This is a genomic window from Ruegeria conchae, from assembly GCF_000192475.1.
In the GTDB taxonomy this organism is placed as follows: Bacteria; Pseudomonadota; Alphaproteobacteria; order Rhodobacterales; family Rhodobacteraceae; genus Ruegeria; species Ruegeria conchae.
In genome coordinates, this window is record NZ_AEYW01000022.1 from 267,668 (window position 1) to 287,703 (window position 20,036).

Sequence of the window (20,036 nt, forward strand, 5' to 3'; positions counted from 1 at the left end):
AGCGAATACAGAAATTCCGAAGGAGCTTATCGATGGCAGACAAAATCGAAGCCACACGTAAACAGGTTGTCATTCAGCATTGGGATGGCAGCAAGAAATACATGATGGCCCCGAATGAGTATGTCGGAGTTGTTGTGGGCAAAGAGGCCACCGACGGAGAATACGTAATCTCGGACGGCGTTATGGCTCCAGGAGGCGCGGTGCCCGATCATTACCATAAATGGGAGGATCAGACGTTTCACATTCTTCAAGGCACGGTTGATGCGAAGATTGGTGACACGTGGGTCAGCACCGGCGCAGGGGATACCATTCACTGCCCGCGCGGAGTTTCCCACTATATGAAAAACAATAGCGATCAGGATGTGCGTATGATCAGCTACATTTTCCCCGGCGACCGCGTCGAAGCGTTCATGGCCGAAACCTCCCGGCAGAACGAGATTGGCGAACAGGACTTTGAGTTGATCGAGCGGGAATTCGGTGTCGTCTATCTTTGACTGACCTGAGCACAGGGTTGGGCCTGCAACTGCGTACCTGATGTGCCTGTGATCACCCCGCGCACGATCTGCCCTTCAATTTGAGGCTGCGCAAAAGTGACTTCGGTGAACTGTTCCGTCCGCCCCATATGAGGGTTTTCCATCAGTATGTTGTGATGCCTTCCAACCTGTTCTGAAAGATGCTTCGCAACCTTGGCATCCCCGGCAGCGCGTAAGCGGGCGGCCCGCTCCTTGATTACGTTTCCGTTCACCTGCTGTGGAATGCGAGCAGCGGGAGTTCCTTCGCGTTTTGAATAAGGAAACACATGCAGCCAGGTCAGGTCGCAGTCGTTGACCAGTTTTAGAGAATTCTCGAAATGGTCTTCGGACTCTGTCGGGAAGCCTGCGATGATATCGGCCCCAAATGTCATATCCGGGCGCAACTTACGAGCCTCTTCCGTAAAGCGGATGGCATCATCGCGCAGGTGGCGACGTTTCATGCGCTTCAGGATCAGATCATCACCATGCTGTAGCGACAGATGCAGATGCGGCATCAGGCGCGGTTCGGTCGCAATAGCTTGCATCAGATTCTCGTCCACCTCGATCGAGTCGATCGAACTGATCCGCAGGCGCTGAAGGTCCGGCACCAGTTTCAGGATGCGCATGACCAGATCACCAAACTTGGGTTGCGCAGGCAGGTCCGCGCCCCATGAGGTCAGGTCAACTCCGGTCAGGACAACTTCGTTATAGCCCCTATCGACCAGCCGCTTGATCTGGTCCACCACGACGCCTGCAGGGACGCTGCGAGAGTTTCCGCGGCCATAGGGGATGATGCAGAAAGTACACCGATGGTCGCACCCGTTCTGGACCTGTACGTAGGCGCGTGAGCGGGTGCCAAAACCGTCGATCAGATGGCCCGCCGTTTCGGTAACAGACATGATGTCATCTACCTGCACGGCTTCGGTCTGACCGATGAAATCAGCAGCCATTCCTTTCCAGGTTTCGGGCCGCATCTTTTCGGTGTTTCCGATTACCGCGTCGACCTCATCCATGCGCGCGAATGTCTCTGGCTCAGTCTGCGCGGCACAGCCGGTGACAATCAGGCGAGCGTCGGGATTTTCCCGCCGCAGCTTGCGAATTTCCTGCCGCGCCTTGCGCACGGCCTCAGCAGTCACCGCACAAGTGTTTACGATCACCGCATCGCTAAGGCCCGCCAGCTGTGACAGCTCTTTCATCGCCTCGGTCTCGTAGGCGTTCAGGCGGCAACCCAGAGTACTGAACTTGGGCGGATTCATTCCAGAGACCTCAGAAATTCCGGCGTGAGCGTACCCGAAAAAACGTGGACTGTTGGCCCCGTCATCCAGACGCCATCATCGCGCCAGTCGATCCATATAGTCCCACCGTCAAGATCAACTTGTACCTGGCGCCCGGTAAGTCCACGCCGGGCCGCTGCGACGGCAGTGGCACAGGATGATGACCCCGAAGCCAAGGTGATCCCAACACCGCGCTCCCAGACGCGCATGCGGATTTTGTCTGGCCCTGCGATCTGTGCTACCTGCACGTTGGTACGTTCAGGATAGAGCGGATGGTGTTCATAACGCGCACCGAAATCTTCGAGAGGGATCGCCTCCGCATCGTCGACAAAGAAAGTGCAATGCGGATTACCCATTCCGGTTGCTGTTGGCCCCCCTTCGATGGGGAGTTCAAGCGTGTCCATTTCTTCGGTCAGGGGAATCTCATTCCAAAGAAGCTGAGGTTGGCCCATGTTGACTGATGTCAGGCCATTTCCTGCGTCCCGTGCCTGCAGAGTGCCGCGTTCTGTCGTGAGAGTCAGATCCGATCTGCCAGTTTCATCCAGCAAGAACCTGGCAATACATCGCGTTGCGTTGCCACAGGCTGCCGAGGTCGACCCATCGGCGTTGTAGAACACCAGATGCGCATCTGCATCTCCGCTTTCGATCACCGCGAGCTGGTCGAAACCCACGCCAAACTGCCGATGTCCAATTCCCCTGGCCATCTTGGGTGTGATCGGAATCGTATGCGCGCGCGCATCCACAACGACAAAGTCATTGCCCAGCCCGTGCATCTTCATAATGGGCAATCCGGTATCGTTTAGGGTTTGCATTGCGGGCATATAACCCCGGCGACAAAATGAATCCAGCCTGTCCTAAAGATTCCACAAAATAGGGGTTGACCCCCCAGCGCCACCTGCCTAATTAGGCCGCCTATCGGGGCGCTGGACTGACATCAGACAAAAGCGTGCCGAGGTGCAAATTTAGGTCTTGAACCCGGTTGGGTAAATACCTTACAGAGCGCCACGGATCATCGAGATCCAACAAAAGAGTGGGCCGTTAGCTCAGTTGGTAGAGCAACTGACTTTTAATCAGTGGGTCGCAGGTTCGAATCCTGCACGGCTCACCACTGTGTTCAATGAAAGATGACACGAAGTTTGTCTCTTTTGACAGAGGTTTATCCCTGTTGCGGGATAAATTCTGAGCTCTGCATCATGTGTCTCGTATGCGCAATAGGAAGCTCAATGCCCGTAGATCTGGTTGAATAACTACCCCTACTCAACGAGTCCGGTATAGATGGGCTTAGTTATTGTTCTGCAGTCGAACCAAATCCCAAATAGGTTGCTGGAACCTTGGCTGTGAGCCAGACACCGTTGTCAGCGCGTAAAAACTCAAAACCGTCGTTGAACATTCGTTGTGCCTCGACGCGTAGCACAACAGGTTTGCCGTGTCGTTGGCCAACGCGCTTGGCTGTGTCTGGATCCAAAGATAGATGAACCTGGTGGCGACGCCCAGAAATTAAGCCCTCGGAGAATATTGCATCAAGATTTGCGCTGGCTGTACTGTGGTATAGTTCGTCAGGTGGACATTGAGGCTCCAGACCCAGATCCACATCAATTGAGTGACCTTGAGCTGCCCTGATCCGCAAGCCATCCTCGGACAGAGTGAAGCGCTTCTTATCGTTGTTTTCGACAAGCTGAATGAGTTCGTCGCGGCTAAGCTTGCGATTGGCTTTCTTCAGCTTCCGCAAGAGTTCATCAACACGAACCCACCCATGCTTATCGAGCTGAAGACCGATCTCCTCAGGCTTGTGCCGAAGCACCAGGCTCAAAAACTTGCTTTCTCTGCTCATTGATGAATTGCTTCAGATACTGGATTGATTGGCTTTTACCACGAAGCTTGTCAGTTAGGAATTGAATAGGTAGTTTCACGCATTAGCGCGAATTTGGCTTTTCGCTGTGATTGGATTTCGACCGGTCTTCAGTGAAGTGAACAAGCTCAGCATTACCGATGGCTGGAACGCATCTACGCCATCAGAACGGCTCATCAATCATGCCTTTCAGATCACTAGGCCTGTCTGTCGGTGCCAGAAAAGCTCGGGTCTAGTACGACACTGCAACGCGAGGGGTTGAGGGCGGTTTTTCAATCATTGCCCCGACGGGGCTCAAAAGCCGGGCTTTCAGGGCAAACTTCCAGCATTCACAGCATAAGAGTTTCTTCTTGGTTCAGCATGGAAACAACCAAGAGGCACAATATTTGTGAAGCATACTTGCTTGATGGTTGAGTCGATACTCGAGTAGTTTCAGATCCATGGAAGCGAAAGAAATTACACAGGCATTGAACCATCTGACGATTGAATGTGTCGGATCTTTCTTGGGTTTGGAGCTTCCGGCGAACCTGCGGATTACATTCGGTGAACCGTTGATTGCTCGAAGGATCGTCGTATCGCTGGCCTCAATAAGTTCAGATGGATCAGCCTTCACGAGGTCTAAAAAAGCCGCCACCGAAGGATTGCTTGGGGAAACTCCGCAAAAGCAGCCGATGTAGGGCTCAGGAGGTCCTCCGCCAAACCGCGAAACAAGCTCAAATGGTTGGAAGTTGCTGAGCTTATCTAAGACACGCTTTTTGTCGCGGTTTTCAAGTAGGCTCGACCAAAGTTCCGGATCACCAAAAGCGATTTTGCGTGCTAGGTGCAGCGTGGCTTCAACGTCACCGAGCGCGTCATGCGCATCATGACTGTCGAACCCGTTCTCAGGGGCCAAACGGTCCAACTAAAAACCGGTCGGCCTTTGTCGTCAATCGGCCAGTTTAACAAGCTTCGGCTGCGACACCATACTGCATAGACCGCCGTGAGAATGTCCAATCTCTTGTTGCCGTTCAATTGTGTGGCATAGATCTTCGGTTGGAGATTTTGATAGAATGCTTGGCTTAGGACTTCTTCATCAAATCTGATGGAATTATAGCCAACCCACGTAGCGGGCGACCATCGCGTCAAACAATCCATAATGGCCTGAGTAAACTCAAAGAGCTCCGGTAGATCCGGGTCAACAAGCTGTTCGTGACAAATACCAGTTACGATCAATGCGTACGGAGAAGGAATAACATGTGGTGCCAATCGACACCGCAGTTCGACCCGTTCGACTTCATTAAGTCTTTCGTCTGTGAGAACCGCAGCGAACTGAAGCGGTTGGTCGAATGCGACTGAAACTCCTGTCGTTTCGAAATCATAGAACACAAAACCCATGTTCTGAAACTGTTCACCCAGAGCACGGAGACGCTAAAAGGATCTTGTTTCCTGCGTTTCAACGATAACCCATGTACCTGCCAGTCGTTATGGCCCACGTATTCCTGACCACACTTGAATGAACTGCGGCTTACTAGGCACGAAATTACACAGCCATCCATTTGAGCTTTGAAGTATCCGTGTCTTTGCTGAAACGTCTAGTGTCCATTTCTGCGGACTGCATAGCATCAAGCGCGCGGGTTGGCTAACGACAGCTTTGCATCGTCTGAGAAATTATTGCTATCGCGCCTTTGAACTCAAGAACAAGCTCTTCAGAGGCGGCGGATTTGCCTAGCATCATAGTCAAGCCGACCAGATGCGGATTGCGGATTATTCCAACTGAGACGCGACACAAAAAGCAAAGTAAGGACGCCGATCATTTGAACGGCGCCCTCCAAAAATGATAACTTGTGCCCAACTAGGTTCGGTACACGAGGGTGGTTTATTATTTCTTTCCGCGAGAGACTTGCTGTCCCGAAACCACACGACTGCCGGCGTTGCCCCAACCGCTATCACTCTTGATACCATCGATAGCGTTTTTACCACTGACCGACGGTGCGGCAGCTCCAATTCCCGGCGTACTGGAAAGAGTGTCCGCCATATTTTTCGCGGCATCGGAATTACCGTTAGCCATGGCAGGTGCAGTGAACGCGATGAGCGCGGTAGTGGAAAGTACGAAAAGCTTTTTCATTTTTAGCCCCCATTTGTTTCGATATAGGGCTTACGTTTGACGTCGTTCACCGGATCAAATTTGACAATTAATATATTCGAAACAAGCTGTTTCTAAAAAATCCACAACGCACGCAACCGCGATGCAAAATGCCAGGCACCCAGAACATGAAAAAGAGTAGATTGCCCGAAATTCCAGCAGCCGCAGTTGAATTCGCAAAGTAGGCAAGTGTTGCGTCTCGGGAAGGGATGGAAATAGCCTCACCCCCGCAAACAATAGAAATTGGGCGCTGGTGTTGCATGGAACGCCACATGGATGACAGCTTAACAACGCTCGTATAGACGGTAAATGACGGCTTTGTCCGCGAAGAGGTCAGTCAGACGGATCGCAGCGAATGGCTGCACTTAGCCCAATCTGTCTTATGCTGCGGAACAGCCGAATGTCCGCTTTTCTCCCAGGCGACCATCACGGCACGCGCCATCGCAATGACCTTAAGCCAACGTGGAATAAACCTCGGCAACTCGCTTAAAGGTCCAATAGCAAGCGATAGCCGCACATCCACCGGCCAAGCCCACACGTAGGTACATCCACAAGCTCGAGTTCACGCGCCGACACATTATCAAGGCAGGCCAGAGCGCAAGAATAATGGCGACTTGGCCAAGCTCGACGCCAAGATTGAAGGCAAGTAGGTTTTGCCAGATATTTGGGGAGGTGAAGGTAAGAGAAGCGTATCAAAGAACCATCGGCAAACGATTCCAGTTCGCCGCCTGGATGTTTGAACAGGCCGGGTTTTCGAAAGAAGAAGCGAAAGCGCGTGGTAGATTGATGGTTACTTCGCTAATGGGAGACTCTTCGACCGGTCTGAAAGCACAAGGCGATTGGGAAAAGGTTATAGAGCGGGAACATGCAATTCTTGTCAGAAAGTAGAAGATAGAACAAGAAAGTTGCCGGGCATTGTAAGTTTGCTCGAAACGGACAGCCAGTTTTTAATTGCCCCGTAGAAACAGCTCACGCAACAATGCCAGAAGCCGACGTTCAGTCTGTGACCATCAAGGTCCGCTTCGTCCGCAAAGTAGACGTTCAAGCAAGTTGCAGCGAACGACCGCAATGCGGACGAAGCTCCAGTTCGCTACTACGCAGCATCCTGGCAGAAAAATGTTAGAAACGCGCGGAAAGTGGACTTTGCGAAATCGAGCTTGAGCCCTCAACGGACGTGCACCGAATTCGAAGAGAATTGACTTTCACCGCTTTCGGATGAAAGGGTTGCGAATTTTTTAGCTCGCAGTACCCCAGATATGGCCATGGTTGGAGGAGTGATTATGAAAACAGCGGTTGTGACCGGCGCTGCGGGAAGGATGGGTCAGGCCATCTGTCGCCAATTGCGGACAAATGGGTTTCATGTAATTGGGCTGGACCTCAGTGAAGAGCGACTAGACGAACTTGCGGCAGAACTGGGTTCGGATTTCACGCCTATCTGCGTTGACTTAACAGATCCCATTGCTACCGCTCATACGTTTGATGGAATTAGGTCAGAGTATGGCGGTCTGGATGCTTTGATAAACAACGCGGGCACCTGCTACATGTCTGACTTCCCGCACATTCCGCCCGAAGAACTCGAACAGCAGATGACAATCAACTTCAACTCCGCGTTCCACTGTTGCCAGCAGGCGGTTCAGTTGATGTTGGAACGCGAAGGCATCAAAAAGATTGTAAATATCTCATCGAACGGAGCTTACAATTTCGATGTGTTCGACCCTCCGCACTACCGGGCGTCAAAAGCGGCGTTGGATACTCTTACGAAAGATCTCGCCCGTCGATACGCACAGGAAAAGATCTGTGTGAATTCTCTGGCTCCTGCCATGACTGAGACACCATTGTTCAGTGTATTAACTGAGGAAGTCTTGGAGAAAGCCGTTAGTGCCATGCCGCATGGTCGCGCGATGCTACCTGAGCAAATCGCGTCTTGGGTCGGTTTTCTAATTTCGCCGGCCGGTGATGTTTCCAGTGGGAATGTGATTATTCTGAACCAAGGACGCGACGTCAGATAACTCCTAGGCGCACCGTTGTATTTATGGAAAATGGTTCACGGGGTGGGATCATCTGTAGACTCCTGGTGCTTTTTTCAGAACAGGCCACTGCTTTGGACAATGCCCATAGATTACAAAGGCATCTCGCTCGGATGCTAGACGCATCAACCTGTCTGCGCTGGCAATCGCTGCATCTTCGTCCCAAGACCCGGCAAACTTCTCGTCGATTTCTGCTGGTCGGGAAATCGCATCACTGGTTAATAAAATCGCCCCCGACGGAAGATCGACCATTATCGCGATCTGGCCAGGCGCATGACCGGGTGCCTTCAAAACGAAGATACCCGGCCCAATCTCTACGTCGCCATCAACCAAGAGATAATCCTGATCGGGCCATTCCAAAGGCCGCATGTCGCCCCAATACAAGGGGCGAGGTAAGGCTCGCTCCGCAGAAGAGATAAGAATTGGACTGCTTGGAAAGTCGCCCAAAGCGCCGATGTGGTCGATATGGGTGTGCGTACAAATTTGCAACGTAATATTCGACGGAACGAGTCCGAGTTTTGCCAGCTGTGCGCGTGGCAGATTATCTGGTTCGCACTTCAGAACCTTGCCAAACTCGAACAATCGATCTTCTTTGACTGCGGCGTCGGTATCAATCGCGTATTTTTCAGGAAATCCAGTGTCGATGAGTATTGCCTCTCCTAAATCTGTCCGGATCAGAAACCCGCAGATACCTATGATACGGCCAGTGGAATGGACCTTGAACAGCCCGTAGTCCAAAACCGCAAGGTCAATCGGTCGCCCTTTGACAAATCCCTCTGCTTGCACAGACTATCTCCCTGATTGACTAAAAAGATTTAGAGTAGAGCATGAAAGTCAAGATACACACACTCTTTCAGTACCTACTGGATACCACAGAAACGGATCCAGAAGCTTTCGTTGGGTTTTCCTTGTCCGAGTCGCCGCGTTTGGGTGAGTTCATGGATGCGCTGGATCCAGCGCTGCCGTTGGATTGGAACCAAATGAGCTTTCGGGGTCTGCCTGCTTTACGACGACATGTCTTGGACCGCGCCGGCTTGTCTGATGTTTGCAAGCCAGACGACGTTCTGATCACCGCCGGCGCTGCAGAAGCCAATTATCTTGCATTCATGCAATTGGTCCAACCGGGCGACGAAGTCGTAACGGAACGCCCGGGTTGGCCACAAGCGGGCGTCTTGGCAGAGGCGGTTGGAGCGACACTAAGAGTTGTCGACCGTGAAGAGAGTGCTGGTTGGGTATTGCCGCTCGACAAAGTTGAGGCTGCAGTAACAGAACGCACGCGGCTTATCTTTATAACCAACCCCAATAACCCCACCGGGCAGTTGATGAAACAAGCAGAGCTGGAAAGGCTTGCCCAAATCGCAGATCGTGTCGGCGCATGGCTGGTTGTTGACGAGGTTTATGCAGGATTGGAGTGGGTCGGATCCCGCGCCCCTTCGATTGCCGGTTTGTATCCTAGGGGTATCACGACGGGCAGCGTTTCCAAGGCACTGGGGCTCCAGGGGCTACGCACCGGGTGGATGATATGCCGTGATCCAGATCTGATTTGGGACGCTATTATTCTGCGGGAAAACTCGAGCGAAATTATGAATATTCTCGGTGAAGTCATCGCCGAAATCGCCCTAAGGCCTGGCCGATATAATCAGGCTATAAAAACTGCACGGGCAACTGGGATGGAAACGCTGGAACGCCTGGATCGGTTTGCTGCCGATCAACCCCGCCTCGATTGGGTCAAACCTCAGGCTGGATTGATTGGTTTGGCACTGCTCGATGGGATTGATGGCGACGTTTTCGCCAAACGCTTGCTCGCCGATCCCTATCGGACATTTCTTTTACCGGGTTCGTCTTACGGGATGCAGAACCACATCCGACTGGGCGTGGGGGGAGGTACTGCTGCCAACCTCGACCTTGGCCTAGAGCGCATGGGCGAACTATTGGCGAACTGGTAGATTTAGGACACTCATTTCGGCTTCTCGGCCTGCAACGCCGGTCAAAAAGTGCTGCCCGATCAAAGCTGACATTGAGCGTCTTGATGGTGCAAGTTCACCCGCCATGTGCTGGAAGCTTTGCCGGTTTGAGCAGCATGACGGCAGGCATTGCGGGGAACATGGCAGCACGCGCCCTAAGAGAGATCGGTCGCGGTGCGCGACCCGATATGCGTGGTTTGTTGATGACACCCGGCAACGTGACACGAATCGCGGATCAGCTTGCGCGTATGCGAGGGGCCGCGATGAAGGTGGGTCAGTTGATTTCGATGGATGCAGGTGAGGTCTTGCCGTCTGAACTGGCTGACATCATGGCGCGTTTACGAGATCAGGCGCATTTCATGCCGCCTAAACAATTGCGTGATGTCTTGAATCGAGCCTGGGGTCCAGATTGGCGAAAATCCTTCAAAGCTTTCAATGTTAGGCCTGTAGCGGCTGCAAGCATAGGGCAAGTACATCGTGCAACTATTAAAGACGGGCGCGATGTGGCGATCAAAATGCAATATCCCGGTATCGCGCGCAGTATCGACAGCGATGTCGCCAATGTTGCTGCTCTGGTTCGCATCTCAGATTTGCTCCGTTGAGATCGGGCATTATGCTTCTTGCCAGGGCGCTGAACACCTGCGGTTTGTCGACGTTTCAGAACCCAATGCTCGTGTTGGTCCAAATCTAACGCGACAAGAAGCGATGAATCGATTCACTGTGCGCCGACCAGATGGAAAACTTGTGTCCGGTGCGCGCGGGTTCGCGGAACTCTGGGGTGCTTTACCCAAATGGCGTTGGTTGGCACGCGTGGCAGGCTTACCGGGGGTAACGCCTCTGCTAGAACTTGCATACCGGGTTTTCCTGCCCTTAAGGTCGACGCTTTCGAGCATCGCGTCTTGCTTTGGAGCGAAGCCAGTTAACAGGACGAGTTCGTCAACATGATCAACCTAGACTATGGCTATTTCCAAAGGCGGGATTAGCCCGTCAATAACGTTCTCGAATCCGTACTTGGCAACATTTGCGCCTTATTCACGCTTCGTATACCGTAGTAAGGGATTGATCGGTGTCATTAGAATTGAGTGCAACGTCAGCATTATCCGTTTTGTACATTTTGTTCGCCCATACCTCTTGGGTATCGCCGGTACATTTGTAAGAGCTAGCGCAAAAACCAAAGAAAAGAGGGGGCAGCTGTGGCGCACAGATGCGCTATGAAGTCGCAACTTGGGATGCTGCAATTCAGACTTAACGGCAGCTTCGCTGGAATTGCAGGCGTACCGGCAAATATGTCGAATGAGGCGTGAGGTTTGTAGTTACATCGATGATTGCCGAAGAGTACTTAAAAATCGCCGGCACAAAAGAATGACTATGGCAGAAAATTCAGTGGTTTTCGTATCGAATGATCGGCGAGGCTATATGCTGCATGAGCCTAGATTACCGATTTCGATACGCAAACTGGATGGTTCGGTTTAAATTTAGCTTTCTCCCACCAACGGTGCTTTGGGGGCGGATGTTCTGGGGTTCGCCGCCAATGGTGCCAGAGGTGCATGGTGGCATACAGATCGTTGTGGTGGTCTTTTTCTTAACCTGTACTTAGAAATCAGAATTCGAACAAAATAAAGCTGGGCCATCCGGTTCTGGGCATGGTGTTTTTGGGCTCAGAGTCTTCAACAACTATGTCACTTTCGCCTAGGTCTCCTTCTTCAGGCCAAACGCTCATCAGTGAGTTCGCGGAAACTTCCAAACTTCGAGTGCCAAAGGCCGATAGCGCCGGTGCAAAGGCTGCGTCGACAGCGGAATGGAGAGGAGTTTGGAACAAAGATCCATTCTTTGCGGCCACACGTACAATACTTGAAGAACGGAGGTGTCGTGCAGGTTGTTTGGTTCAAACGGGATTTACGGATAAATGATCATCCGGCAATAGCGCAAGCGTCTGAGGTCGGGCCAGTTCTGCCACTCTACGTGGTTGAACCAGAGCTTTGGCAGCAAGGCGACGCTTCAAAACGGCAGTGGGACTTTGTTGCTGAGACAATCGCTGGTTTACGAAAAGAGCTCGGGAAACTGGGCCAGCCACTTGTTGTTCGCACCGGGCAAATTGTGTCGGTCCTTTCCGAGTTGAAAGACCGTGGTCTAATTGACGTCCTTTGGTCACACGAGGAAACAGGAAACAGATGGACGTATCAGCGGGATCGCCAGGTCGCTGCATGGTGCAGGAATCATACTGTGCGGTGGCACGAAGTGCAGAACCATGGCGTTTTTCGCAGGCTCAAATCCCGTGACGGCTGGGCGGAACGTTGGGATAGATTTATGGCTCTTCCCATTTCTTCACCAGTTGCGCTAGAGCATATCAGCATAGAACCAGGATATATTCCCACGGGGCGCGACCTCGGCTTGGGGAACGATTCATGTACGAGTCGTCAAGCCGGTGGGCGAACTGCGGGTTTGGAACGGTTGAACAGCTTTTTGATCCACCGTGGCAAAAGATACCAACGCGAAATGTCCAGCCCGTTGGAGGGGGCCGTTGCGTGTTCGCGGCTATCGCCCTACCTGGCTTGGGGGGCGCTTTCGATGCGCGAGGTTTCGCAAGCTACTGAAAAGCAAAGACGCAGATTGCCACCGCATGCAAGGGAATGGCGCAAATCGCTTCGCTCGTTCTCGGGCCGATTGCATTGGCATTGCCATTTTATTCAGAAACTTGAGGATGAACCTCGGATTGAGTTTGAAAACCTGCATCGGCTATACGACGGTCTTCGTCCCACGGCACCAGATGCTGAACTCTTGGCTGCTTGGTCCAACGGCGAAACCGGGTATCCATTTTTCGACGCATGCATGCGGTCGTTGCAAGCGACCGGCTGGCTCAATTTTCGGATGCGCGGAATGGTGATGGCCACGGCGAGTTATCATCTCTGGCTGGATTGGTGGGCCCCGGGGGAGCATTTAGCGCGCATGTTTACTGACTACGAACCAGGCATTCACTGGAACCAGGTACAGATGCAATCAGGCACTACCGGCATCAATACTGTGCGGATTTATAATCCGGTTAAGCAGGGCCATGATCAGGATCCAAAAGGGTTGTTCATTCGGACATGGGTGCCGGAGTTACGCCAAATCGCGGATCAGCACATCCACGAACCCTGGAAAGCTCAAAACGCGAAGCAAATCCTTGGAAAGCTCTATCCAGAGCCCGTTTTTGACCATCTCACGGCAGCCAAGGCCGCGCGCGAGCGGGTTTGGGGCGTACGCCGAAGTGCGGAGTTTCGCACCAATGCACGAGCCATCGCGACAAAACACGCAAGCCGAAAGACAAGACCGAATGCTCGCAGAGGCCCGCGGGCGTCTCAAGGTCAAAAGCAACTCGACTTACCTTTTGGGGAGCAGTCATGAAAATGCGGAAGAAAGTCGATTTGCCGCAAAAAATCTGCCCGGTCTGTCAGCGCCCTTTCACCTGGCGCAAGAAATGGGAAAGCGTTTGGGATGAAGTGAAATACTGCTCAAAAAAATGCAGGTCGGCTGCATGACCGAGAAATTTCTAGAACTCGCGAAAGCGAAAGAAACAATCAGCTTCAAACCTACACGTACCACTGGTCTGGAAAGGCTGAAGCAGTTCGTTGGCCGCACTGGGCGGCGATATACAAGTACGCGGAACTACGATTTTGGGACCGAGCGACGCTGCAATGTATCAGCTTTGTCGCCGTGGCTGCGCCACCGTTTGATAACGGAGAAAGAGGTTCTGGCAACGGTACTGGCCGCGCATGGTTTCAACGTGGCAGAAAAGTTCGTGCAAGAAGTGTTTTGGCGCACGTACTTCAAGGGCTGGCTGGAACAAAGGCCCAGCGTCTGGGCACTATATCAGCGGGACTTGTTGAGCGCTTGTGAGCGGCTAGCAAGTGACGAAGACCTAGAGATCCGCTTCAATGAAGCCGTTAAGGGCAATACAGGCATCGACTGTTTTGATCATTGGGCTCAGGAACTGGTGGCGACTGGCTACCTTCATAATCATACGCGCATGTGGTTTGCTTCAATTTGGATTTTTACGCTTCGTTTACCGTGGCAGCTTGGGGCAGATTTCTTTTTGCGACACTTGCTGGATGGCGATCCCTCATCGAACACGCTGAGCTGGCGGTGGGTTGGCGGATTGCACACGAAAGGCAAAACCTACCTCGCGCGACCTGACAATATTGCCAAATACACTGAAGGACGGTTTCAACCAAAAGGCCTCGCCAAATTTGCAGAACCGTTGACCGAGCAAGTAGATCACCCGCTCATTCCTCTTTCGAGCCCGCGCTCACCCCCAGACTGTCCTTATCTGTTGCTGTTGACGGAGGATGATCTGTCAGGTGAAAGCGTAATGCCGACATCGCCTGCTACCGCGATCGGGCTTTTAGCGACGCATGGCCGGTCTCCAAACCCGATGGGAGACGCCGCAAAAGACTTTGCCAAGGGCGCGATCAGCAGCGCCCTTGAACCCTACGAAAAACCCGCAAAATCGGCCGACGACTGGTGTGGTCCGCTGATCGAGGCAGCGCGAAATGCGGGTGTCACGACCATTGCAACAGCCTACTCGCCTGTTGGCCCCACTCGGTCACGATTGGATCGTGTGGAACCCTTATTGAGAGATGCAGGTCTATCATTGATCAGGATAATGCGGCCGTACGACGCGATAACGTGGCCTCATGCAAGGGCCGGATACTTCGGCCTTCGAAAGAAGATCCCATTGCTCTTGGATCAATTGAACCTGCCCTTCCAACGAAGACTTTAACCCGTGTCCACTGCCACCCTTCTACTCCCCAACCAATTGTTTGCCCAACACCCGGGTCTGGTCGCCCAGCCAGACACTGCTGTGCTTTTCGAGGATCCGCTGTTCTTTGGCGATGCGCATTATCCGGCCACAATGCACAAGCAAAAGCTTTGGCTGCACCGCGCTTCTATGGCGCGCTATTGTAACCGCTTGGTCACCAAGGGACTTGATGCCACGATATGGCCCTTTGAGCGGCAACCGGGCGCATGTCTGCGATTGTTTCAAAGTCTGCGCGATCGCGGTGTCAGCCGAATAGTTATGGCTGATCCAGTAGACTTCATCGCAGAAAGACGGTTGCGCGCGGCGGCTAGCAATACCGAAATCACGCTTGATATCCAGCCATCACCCGGCTTTCTGAATACGCGGGCCGACAATCTGAATTGGTCTGCCGGTCGAAAACGTTGGCTCATGGCCGAGTTCTACAAAAGCCAACGCCGGCGCTTGAACGTGTTAATGGACAGCGGTCAACCGACTGGCGGACAGTGGAGCTTTGACGAAGAAAACCGCAAAAAAGTACCCAAAGCGCTGTTGGATAGCCTGCCGTGGATCGACTGGCCTGACCATGATGCAGTTGATGAAGCCGCAAAAGTGAGCGTTCTAGCTGATTTTCCAAATGCACTGGGCAGTCTGGAAACGCTATATTATCCGACATCACATAAAGCTGCATCCGATTGGCTAGCGCAGTTTCTGGAGCGGCGATTCGAACGTTTTGGCGACTATGAAGATGCCATTGTCGAGGGCGAAAACTGGCTATGGCATGCCGTTCTCACGCCTGTTTTGAACATAGGATTGTTGACGCCCAAACAAGTTTTGGACGCGGCCCTCGCGCATGCGGATCGAAAGAGCATTCCCCTGAACTCGGTAGAAGGATTCATCCGGCAGATCATTGGCTGGCGCGAGTTCATGCGCGCGACATATGAGGACCTTGGAGTGCAGATGCGCACAACAAATCATTGGGGCCATCACCGCCCCATACCCCGCTCTTTCTATGATGGAACCACTGGTATTGATCCGCTGGACGACACGATCAAAAGGGTACTCAAAACTGGGTATTGCCATCACATTGAACGCCTTATGGTACTGGGCGGTTTCATGTTTCTGTGTGAGATTGATCCGGACCATGTCTATCGCTGGTTCATGGAAATGTTCGTCGACAGCTATGATTGGGTAATGGTTCCAAATGCCTACGCGATGAGCCAGCATGCCGATGGCGGTTTAATCACCACCAAACCGTACTTTTCCGGTTCAAACTACGTTCGCAAAATGAGCCATTGGGGCAAAGGGCCTTGGTCCGACATATGGGACGGCCTTTACTGGCGATTCATTCTGAAACACACCGACAGACTTGCTGGCAATCCTCGATGGGCGATGATGTGCCGTACGGCGGGACGCATGTCGCCAGAAGTCAAAAACAAGCATGTCACGACAGCCGAAACCTTTTTGCGACGGATAGCATGAGCGCGGGCTTTATGACAGCGGATAACTGAGATTGAGGACTCACCTAAAGATAGGCTTTGGGACCGGCTAAGTATGACAATTTAACGCTATTACCAAAGAAGACATATGACTGTTTGATTTTTTTAATTTAGCTCTTTGATCAGGTTTTCGAAGGCCAGCGACACTTCTGATCGGTGAATTGTCTTTGTGCCCAACCGCTACTTATTTTTCTTTGGGAATCTCTCGGATCAAACCGGAAGCATACTAGCGGCATTTGATATTAAGTCTTGTACCGGCCACATTGGGCTCAAAGTCGCCATTCGCTACAACGGTCACCAATGACTGTTGCGCGAACTTGGCAAACCTTCGAACTCAGTCAAAATAACTTCCCGAGCAGAGTTATGCTATGGTGCCTTCAATTATGGAGGAAAAATTGTTTCGCTTTGTTTTGCCAGCAGCTCTCATTCTGGGGAGCCCAGTCTTAGCTCAGGATGCAATAAATCCGTCAGGCCTTTCCGGTCCTTCCGGTCGACCTTATTCACCTTACGCTGAACGCGCATATCCAACTCAAGTCTATTTTGGTGACACTCACGTTCATACTGGTCTTTCCGGGGATGCTGGTGGGGGTGGTACGCGCCTCATGCCTCATGATGCCTACCGGTTTGCGCGTGGCGAAGAAGTTGTGTCTAACACGGGGCAACCTGTAAAGTTGTCGATGCCTCTCGATTTCTTCATGATTACAGATCATTCGGATGCTATGGGTGCTATCACCGACATCATCGGAGGTGCTCCCAACATCTTGGCAGATGAGCAAGGCAGGTATTTCCATGAAGAATTCAATAAGGGTGGGGAAGCCGCTCTAGCGGCTGCGCTTGAGCTTACAGCCGCGTTTGCGCAAGGACAGGTTTCCCCTGCGCTGAACTATCAACCAGGCAACCCCGCGTATGCCCGTGTTTGGGACGACATTATCGACGCCGCAGAGCAGTACAATGACCCCGGCGTATTCAGCACCTTTATCGCCTATGAATGGACATCTCTCGTTGCAGGGAACAATTTGCACCGAAATGTGATCTTTCGCGACGGCCCTGAGCTCACAAGAAAGATACTCCCTTATACAACAACGCCACCTGTGGGCTCACCAAACCCTCGTGATCTTTGGAAGTGGTTGGAAAACTATGAGCAAACGACAGGCGGGCGTGTTCTTGCAATTCCACATAATGGGAATTTGTCTAACGGCTGGATGTTCCCGTTAGTCGATGACTTCGCGGATAGTGTGCCGTTAGATCCGGCATACGCAGAAGCGCGAAACAAATGGGAAAGACTATACGAACCAACGCAGATTAAGGGAGATGGTGAGGCCCACCCGTTCCTATCGCCTGACGATGAATTTGCTGACTTCGAAACATGGGATTACGGCAATCTGGATGCTTCGGTTCCGAAAGAGCCAGAAATGTTGCCCGGTGAATACGCTCGATCCGGATTACTTCGTGGCTTGTCTTTGGAAAAGGCTTTGGGAGTAAACCCTTTCAAGTTTGGCTTGGGTGGGGCAAGTGATACACACACAGGTTTAACGGCTCCAGATAACGACAATTTCTTCGGGAAGTTCACCGGTTACGAGCCCAGCGAAGAGCGCAGCCAACATGTCAGTAAGACCTATGCTGACGGGGCGGTTGCGCTGCTTTCGTCGCAATACATTACTGGCGGTCTGACCGCAGTATGGGCGCAGGAAAATTCCCGAGAAGCCATTTGGGATGCGATGCATCGGCGTGAAACCTACGCAACAACAGGACCCAGAATGCGCGTTCGTATGTTCGGAGGTTTTTCTTTTACCGAAGAGGATGCCTTGCGGCGGGACTTGGCGCTTGTGGGATACACCAAAGGTGTGCCGATGGGGGGGGATCTTGACCCTGGTGAGGGCGCACCTTCCTTTCTGGTATATGCGCTTCGTGATCCGATGGGAGCAAACCTGGATCGAATTCAGATCATAAAGGGCTGGCTAGATGCAGATGGAGAGCAACAGGAAAAAGTCTACGACGTGGCCTGGTCTGGTTCCCGCGAACCAGATGGCGCTGGCAAGTTACCGTCAGTAGGCACCACAGTTGACCTTTCTATCCCCTCGTGGACCAACACAATTGGAGCCTCTGAGCTTGGAACCGTGTGGGAAGACCCAGATTTCGATCCTTCGGAAAGCGCATTTTATTATGCCCGGGTTATAGAAATACCGACCCCTCGCTGGACGGCGTATGATGCAGTTAAGTTCGGAATAAACATGCCGGATGGCATCCAATTAACAACGCAGGAACGCGCCTACACTTCGCCGATTTGGTACTCGCCACAACAGTAGTTCGATTTACGATGTCGGTCCGGTATGGGCTCGAAGTAGACGTTCAGCAAAACTCGTTGAATGACCGCTTAGCGGACATAGCGGACATGTTAAATTAGTGACTTTTTTGCGACACGAAGCTCAAACGCCGACACTAATAGACAGCTGCTGAATGCGGTTTATTCAACGTGATGAGCAAGCTTTCCGTCCCATTCTTCTGTCGAAACTTTGGGTTCCGGCGGGTCTGCAATGTAAGACGGTGTCATTAACTGTGTTCCGTTTTCATCAAACACATCGACAATGTTTTCGCGCAAATCGGACAAAATCTTAGGCAAGCTCGATCCGCGCGAAGTATATGCGTTAGCCGCCATTCGTTAGTGGCGCAGCAAAGTTTTGCACTGCGATTTACGGGTCGTGGGACTAAGCGGAAATCTGGGACATGCAACCAAAGCTTCGCACCATACGAGTCGTGAGGGCGGCGAAACGCACAAATGCGGTATCCGGGAACTTTTTGGGGCAGCTCACTCAATTCTGGCGACGCCGATAGTGGACCGCCGCTACGTGCGTGAAAAAGGTAGCGTTCTCTTTCTCTGAGCGACAGCCCAAACAATCGGGAGTCCTTTCATGAGGGATCAATGTCGTTGCCACTTTCGCGGTACTGTCTTTCGAGTAGAGTTATAGCGATATTTGGATCAGAGGGGCTCCATGGATTACCAAGAACAGGAACTGACCGCAGCCAAGAAGACAGTCTTGTCGCACCAGCGGCACATAGACACTGCACCGAACCTCGCACTAGCTGACGCGCTTTCGATTGAAACCAGTGCGAATTGCAAGTTTCAATTCACGGCCCCGTTCGCAGAAGGTATCGGTGCTGAAGATGCGGTCACGAACTTTTGGAACACGCTTCGCAATTCGTTTTCGCCACTTCAACGTAGACCGGATATCTTTTTTGCCGGCTTTAACCACCTAAGCGACGAACCTGGTGTCTGGGTCGTCTCAATGGGGCACCTACTGGGCTTGTTCGATCAGCCGTTCCTTGGGATGCGTCCGACCCGGCAATCGACCATGCTAAGATACGCCGAGTTCAATCATGTCGTGGACGGCAAAATAACCGAATCTACGACGTTCCTAGATGTGTTGAACCTGATGGCGCAGGTGCGGGCCGAGGCGCTGCCGCCATCAACCGCTGCGATGATGGTCACACCCGGACCTCGTACACATGATGGTTTACTCTACGCTGGCCAGCCCGCAAGCGAAGGTCAAAAAACCCTGAAGCTGTTTCTCAGGATGATCGGCCGATTGCTGGCGGAGGATGTCCATACAACGAACACGGATCTGTCTCTTGATTGGACGGACGACATGATCTGGTGGGGTCCGGGTGGTATTGGTGCGCCCTACACCCAAGGACGCTATCTTGAACAGCACTGCATACCATTCGAAGAGGGTCTGAAATGGGGCGATTTCTTCGGGCACCGAACTGAGTTTGCCGAAGGTCACTACGGCGGCTTTTTCGGTTGGCCGACATTCGATGTAACCTCGCTCGGAGGTTACATCGGGCTTGCCCCCAAATCCGAGAAGAAGGCAACGATGCGAGTTGTCGATCTCTATCGACGCCAGGGCGAAAAGCTTGCCGAGAACTGGAACTTCATAGACCATCTACACTTTCTTGAACAACTGGGTGTCGATCTTGTTGCGCGACAGCGCATGCTGACCGGATTGGATTGAGATTT

20 protein-coding genes, 1 tRNA gene and 1 pseudogene are annotated in these 20,036 nt (G+C 52.4%); 13 read left to right on the plus strand and 9 right to left on the minus strand.

Annotated elements, in window-relative coordinates:
• The first annotated feature begins 32 nt into the window (after window positions 1–32).
• Window positions 33–494 (plus strand): cupin domain-containing protein, encoded by a 462-nt coding sequence (locus G7G_RS0119500; protein WP_010443145.1) that lies wholly within the window; start codon window positions 33–35, stop codon window positions 492–494.
• Here the strand turns inward: G7G_RS0119500 and mtaB are convergent.
• Both mtaB and dapF read right to left on the minus strand, forming a co-directional pair.
• Window positions 485–1,768: a tRNA (N(6)-L-threonylcarbamoyladenosine(37)-C(2))-methylthiotransferase MtaB gene (gene mtaB / locus G7G_RS0119505; RefSeq protein ID WP_010443146.1), complete on the minus strand. Its 1,284-nt coding sequence runs from the start codon at window positions 1,766–1,768 to the stop codon at window positions 485–487. The two genes, G7G_RS0119500 and mtaB, sit on opposite strands and share 10 nt — an antisense overlap.
• Entirely contained in the window at window positions 1,765–2,607 is an 843-nt protein-coding gene (gene dapF / locus G7G_RS0119510) for a diaminopimelate epimerase (RefSeq protein WP_010443147.1), read from the minus strand. Before dapF ends, mtaB begins: the two co-directional genes overlap by 4 nt.
• A gap of 211 nt (window positions 2,608–2,818) precedes the next feature.
• On the opposite strand from dapF, the gene G7G_RS0119515 reads away from it, so the two are divergent.
• A tRNA-Lys gene (locus G7G_RS0119515) sits at window positions 2,819–2,894 on the plus strand.
• Between the two features lie 177 nt (window positions 2,895–3,071).
• Here the strand turns inward: G7G_RS0119515 and G7G_RS0119520 are convergent.
• The 5 genes from G7G_RS0119520 to G7G_RS25015 all read right to left on the minus strand — a co-directional run bounded on the left by G7G_RS0119520 (window position 3,072) and on the right by G7G_RS25015 (window position 6,419).
• Window positions 3,072–3,617, minus strand: coding sequence for an RNA 2'-phosphotransferase (locus G7G_RS0119520; protein WP_010443148.1), 546 nt, complete (start codon window positions 3,615–3,617; stop codon window positions 3,072–3,074).
• Between the two features lie 373 nt (window positions 3,618–3,990).
• Window positions 3,991–4,536: a hypothetical protein gene (locus tag G7G_RS24765; RefSeq protein ID WP_238528843.1), complete on the minus strand. Its 546-nt coding sequence runs from the start codon at window positions 4,534–4,536 to the stop codon at window positions 3,991–3,993.
• Window positions 4,452–5,009 (minus strand): exonuclease domain-containing protein, encoded by a 558-nt coding sequence (locus G7G_RS24770; protein ID WP_010443150.1) that lies wholly within the window; start codon window positions 5,007–5,009, stop codon window positions 4,452–4,454. Before G7G_RS24770 ends, G7G_RS24765 begins: the two co-directional genes overlap by 85 nt.
• 484 nt (window positions 5,010–5,493) lie before the next feature.
• A complete protein-coding gene (locus G7G_RS0119535) occupies window positions 5,494–5,739 on the minus strand; it encodes a hypothetical protein (RefSeq protein ID WP_010443151.1) in 246 nt (81 codons plus the stop codon).
• Between the two features lie 470 nt (window positions 5,740–6,209).
• The gene (locus G7G_RS25015) at window positions 6,210–6,419 is read right to left on the minus strand and encodes a HupE/UreJ family protein (RefSeq protein ID WP_083829033.1); all 210 of its coding nucleotides are present in this window, start codon (window positions 6,417–6,419) and stop codon (window positions 6,210–6,212) included.
• A gap of 10 nt (window positions 6,420–6,429) precedes the next feature.
• On the opposite strand from G7G_RS25015, the gene G7G_RS0119540 reads away from it, so the two are divergent.
• Window positions 6,430–6,645: a hypothetical protein gene (locus G7G_RS0119540; protein ID WP_147437046.1), complete on the plus strand. Its 216-nt coding sequence runs from the start codon at window positions 6,430–6,432 to the stop codon at window positions 6,643–6,645.
• Window positions 6,646–7,037: 392 nt separating this feature from the next.
• Entirely contained in the window at window positions 7,038–7,766 is a 729-nt protein-coding gene (locus G7G_RS0119545) for an SDR family NAD(P)-dependent oxidoreductase (protein ID WP_010443153.1), read from the plus strand.
• Window positions 7,767–7,814: 48 nt separating this feature from the next.
• Here the strand turns inward: G7G_RS0119545 and G7G_RS0119550 are convergent, their stop codons facing one another.
• Complete coding sequence (locus tag G7G_RS0119550; RefSeq protein WP_010443154.1) at window positions 7,815–8,570, minus strand: N-acyl homoserine lactonase family protein; 756 nt, start codon at window positions 8,568–8,570, stop codon at window positions 7,815–7,817.
• A gap of 41 nt (window positions 8,571–8,611) precedes the next feature.
• On the opposite strand from G7G_RS0119550, the gene G7G_RS0119555 reads away from it, so the two are divergent.
• From G7G_RS0119555 to G7G_RS0119585, 8 genes and pseudogenes are all read left to right on the plus strand, one after another.
• Complete coding sequence (locus tag G7G_RS0119555; protein WP_010443155.1) at window positions 8,612–9,730, plus strand: pyridoxal phosphate-dependent aminotransferase; 1,119 nt, start codon at window positions 8,612–8,614, stop codon at window positions 9,728–9,730.
• 83 nt (window positions 9,731–9,813) lie between these two features.
• A pseudogene (locus tag G7G_RS0119560) lies at window positions 9,814–10,344 on the plus strand (AarF/UbiB family protein); the annotation flags it as partial.
• Complete coding sequence (locus G7G_RS25020; RefSeq protein ID WP_202945043.1) at window positions 10,310–10,693, plus strand: thiol-disulfide oxidoreductase DCC family protein; 384 nt, start codon at window positions 10,310–10,312, stop codon at window positions 10,691–10,693. The pseudogene G7G_RS0119560 and the gene G7G_RS25020, both read left to right, overlap by 35 nt.
• Window positions 10,694–11,617: 924 nt before the next feature.
• Window positions 11,618–13,132 carry an FAD-binding domain-containing protein gene (locus tag G7G_RS0119565; protein ID WP_010443158.1) on the plus strand — a complete coding sequence of 505 codons (1,515 nt, stop codon included), beginning with the start codon at window positions 11,618–11,620 and terminating at the stop codon, window positions 13,130–13,132.
• Window positions 13,133–13,134: 2 nt separating this feature from the next.
• Window positions 13,135–13,266: a DUF2256 domain-containing protein gene (locus G7G_RS24020; RefSeq protein ID WP_238528841.1), complete on the plus strand. Its 132-nt coding sequence runs from the start codon at window positions 13,135–13,137 to the stop codon at window positions 13,264–13,266.
• Window positions 13,263–14,507: an FAD-binding domain-containing protein gene (locus G7G_RS0119575; RefSeq protein ID WP_010443160.1), complete on the plus strand. Its 1,245-nt coding sequence runs from the start codon at window positions 13,263–13,265 to the stop codon at window positions 14,505–14,507. The genes G7G_RS24020 and G7G_RS0119575 overlap by 4 nt, the downstream gene beginning before the upstream one ends.
• 3 nt (window positions 14,508–14,510) lie before the next feature.
• Window positions 14,511–16,004 carry a cryptochrome/photolyase family protein gene (locus tag G7G_RS0119580; RefSeq protein ID WP_010443161.1) on the plus strand — a complete coding sequence of 498 codons (1,494 nt, stop codon included), beginning with the start codon at window positions 14,511–14,513 and terminating at the stop codon, window positions 16,002–16,004.
• A 400-nt stretch (window positions 16,005–16,404) separates the two neighbouring features.
• On the plus strand, window positions 16,405–18,327 hold the full coding sequence (locus G7G_RS0119585) for a DUF3604 domain-containing protein (protein ID WP_037322009.1): 1,923 nt from the start codon (window positions 16,405–16,407) through the stop codon (window positions 18,325–18,327).
• Between the two features lie 158 nt (window positions 18,328–18,485).
• Here the strand turns inward: G7G_RS0119585 and G7G_RS0119590 are convergent, their stop codons facing one another.
• Window positions 18,486–18,677, minus strand: coding sequence for a hypothetical protein (locus G7G_RS0119590; RefSeq protein WP_010443163.1), 192 nt, complete (start codon window positions 18,675–18,677; stop codon window positions 18,486–18,488).
• 334 nt (window positions 18,678–19,011) lie between these two features.
• Between G7G_RS0119590 and G7G_RS0119595 the strand changes: the two genes are divergently transcribed.
• On the plus strand, window positions 19,012–20,031 hold the full coding sequence (locus G7G_RS0119595) for an ester cyclase (protein WP_010443164.1): 1,020 nt from the start codon (window positions 19,012–19,014) through the stop codon (window positions 20,029–20,031).
• The last annotated feature ends 5 nt before the right edge of the window (window positions 20,032–20,036 follow it).

Coding starts and splice junctions, on each gene's coding strand:
- G7G_RS0119500 (WP_010443145.1), top strand. CDS start 33: ATGGCAGACAAAATCGAAGCCACACGTAAACAGGTTGTCATTCAGCAT.
- mtaB (WP_010443146.1), bottom strand. CDS start 1,768: ATGAATCCGCCCAAGTTCAGTACTCTGGGTTGCCGCCTGAACGCCTAC.
- dapF (WP_010443147.1), bottom strand. CDS start 2,607: ATGCCCGCAATGCAAACCCTAAACGATACCGGATTGCCCATTATGAAG.
- G7G_RS0119520 (WP_010443148.1), bottom strand. CDS start 3,617: ATGAGCAGAGAAAGCAAGTTTTTGAGCCTGGTGCTTCGGCACAAGCCT.
- G7G_RS24770 (WP_010443150.1), bottom strand. CDS start 5,009: ATGGGTTTTGTGTTCTATGATTTCGAAACGACAGGAGTTTCAGTCGCA.
- G7G_RS0119535 (WP_010443151.1), bottom strand. CDS start 5,739: ATGAAAAAGCTTTTCGTACTTTCCACTACCGCGCTCATCGCGTTCACT.
- G7G_RS0119545 (WP_010443153.1), top strand. CDS start 7,038: ATGAAAACAGCGGTTGTGACCGGCGCTGCGGGAAGGATGGGTCAGGCC.
- G7G_RS0119555 (WP_010443155.1), top strand. CDS start 8,612: ATGAAAGTCAAGATACACACACTCTTTCAGTACCTACTGGATACCACA.
- G7G_RS25020 (WP_202945043.1), top strand. CDS start 10,310: ATGTTGCTGCTCTGGTTCGCATCTCAGATTTGCTCCGTTGAGATCGGG.
- G7G_RS24020 (WP_238528841.1), top strand. CDS start 13,135: ATGCGGAAGAAAGTCGATTTGCCGCAAAAAATCTGCCCGGTCTGTCAG.
- G7G_RS0119575 (WP_010443160.1), top strand. CDS start 13,263: ATGACCGAGAAATTTCTAGAACTCGCGAAAGCGAAAGAAACAATCAGC.
- G7G_RS0119585 (WP_037322009.1), top strand. CDS start 16,405: ATGGAGGAAAAATTGTTTCGCTTTGTTTTGCCAGCAGCTCTCATTCTG.
- G7G_RS0119590 (WP_010443163.1), bottom strand. CDS start 18,677: ATGGCGGCTAACGCATATACTTCGCGCGGATCGAGCTTGCCTAAGATT.
- G7G_RS0119595 (WP_010443164.1), top strand. CDS start 19,012: ATGGATTACCAAGAACAGGAACTGACCGCAGCCAAGAAGACAGTCTTG.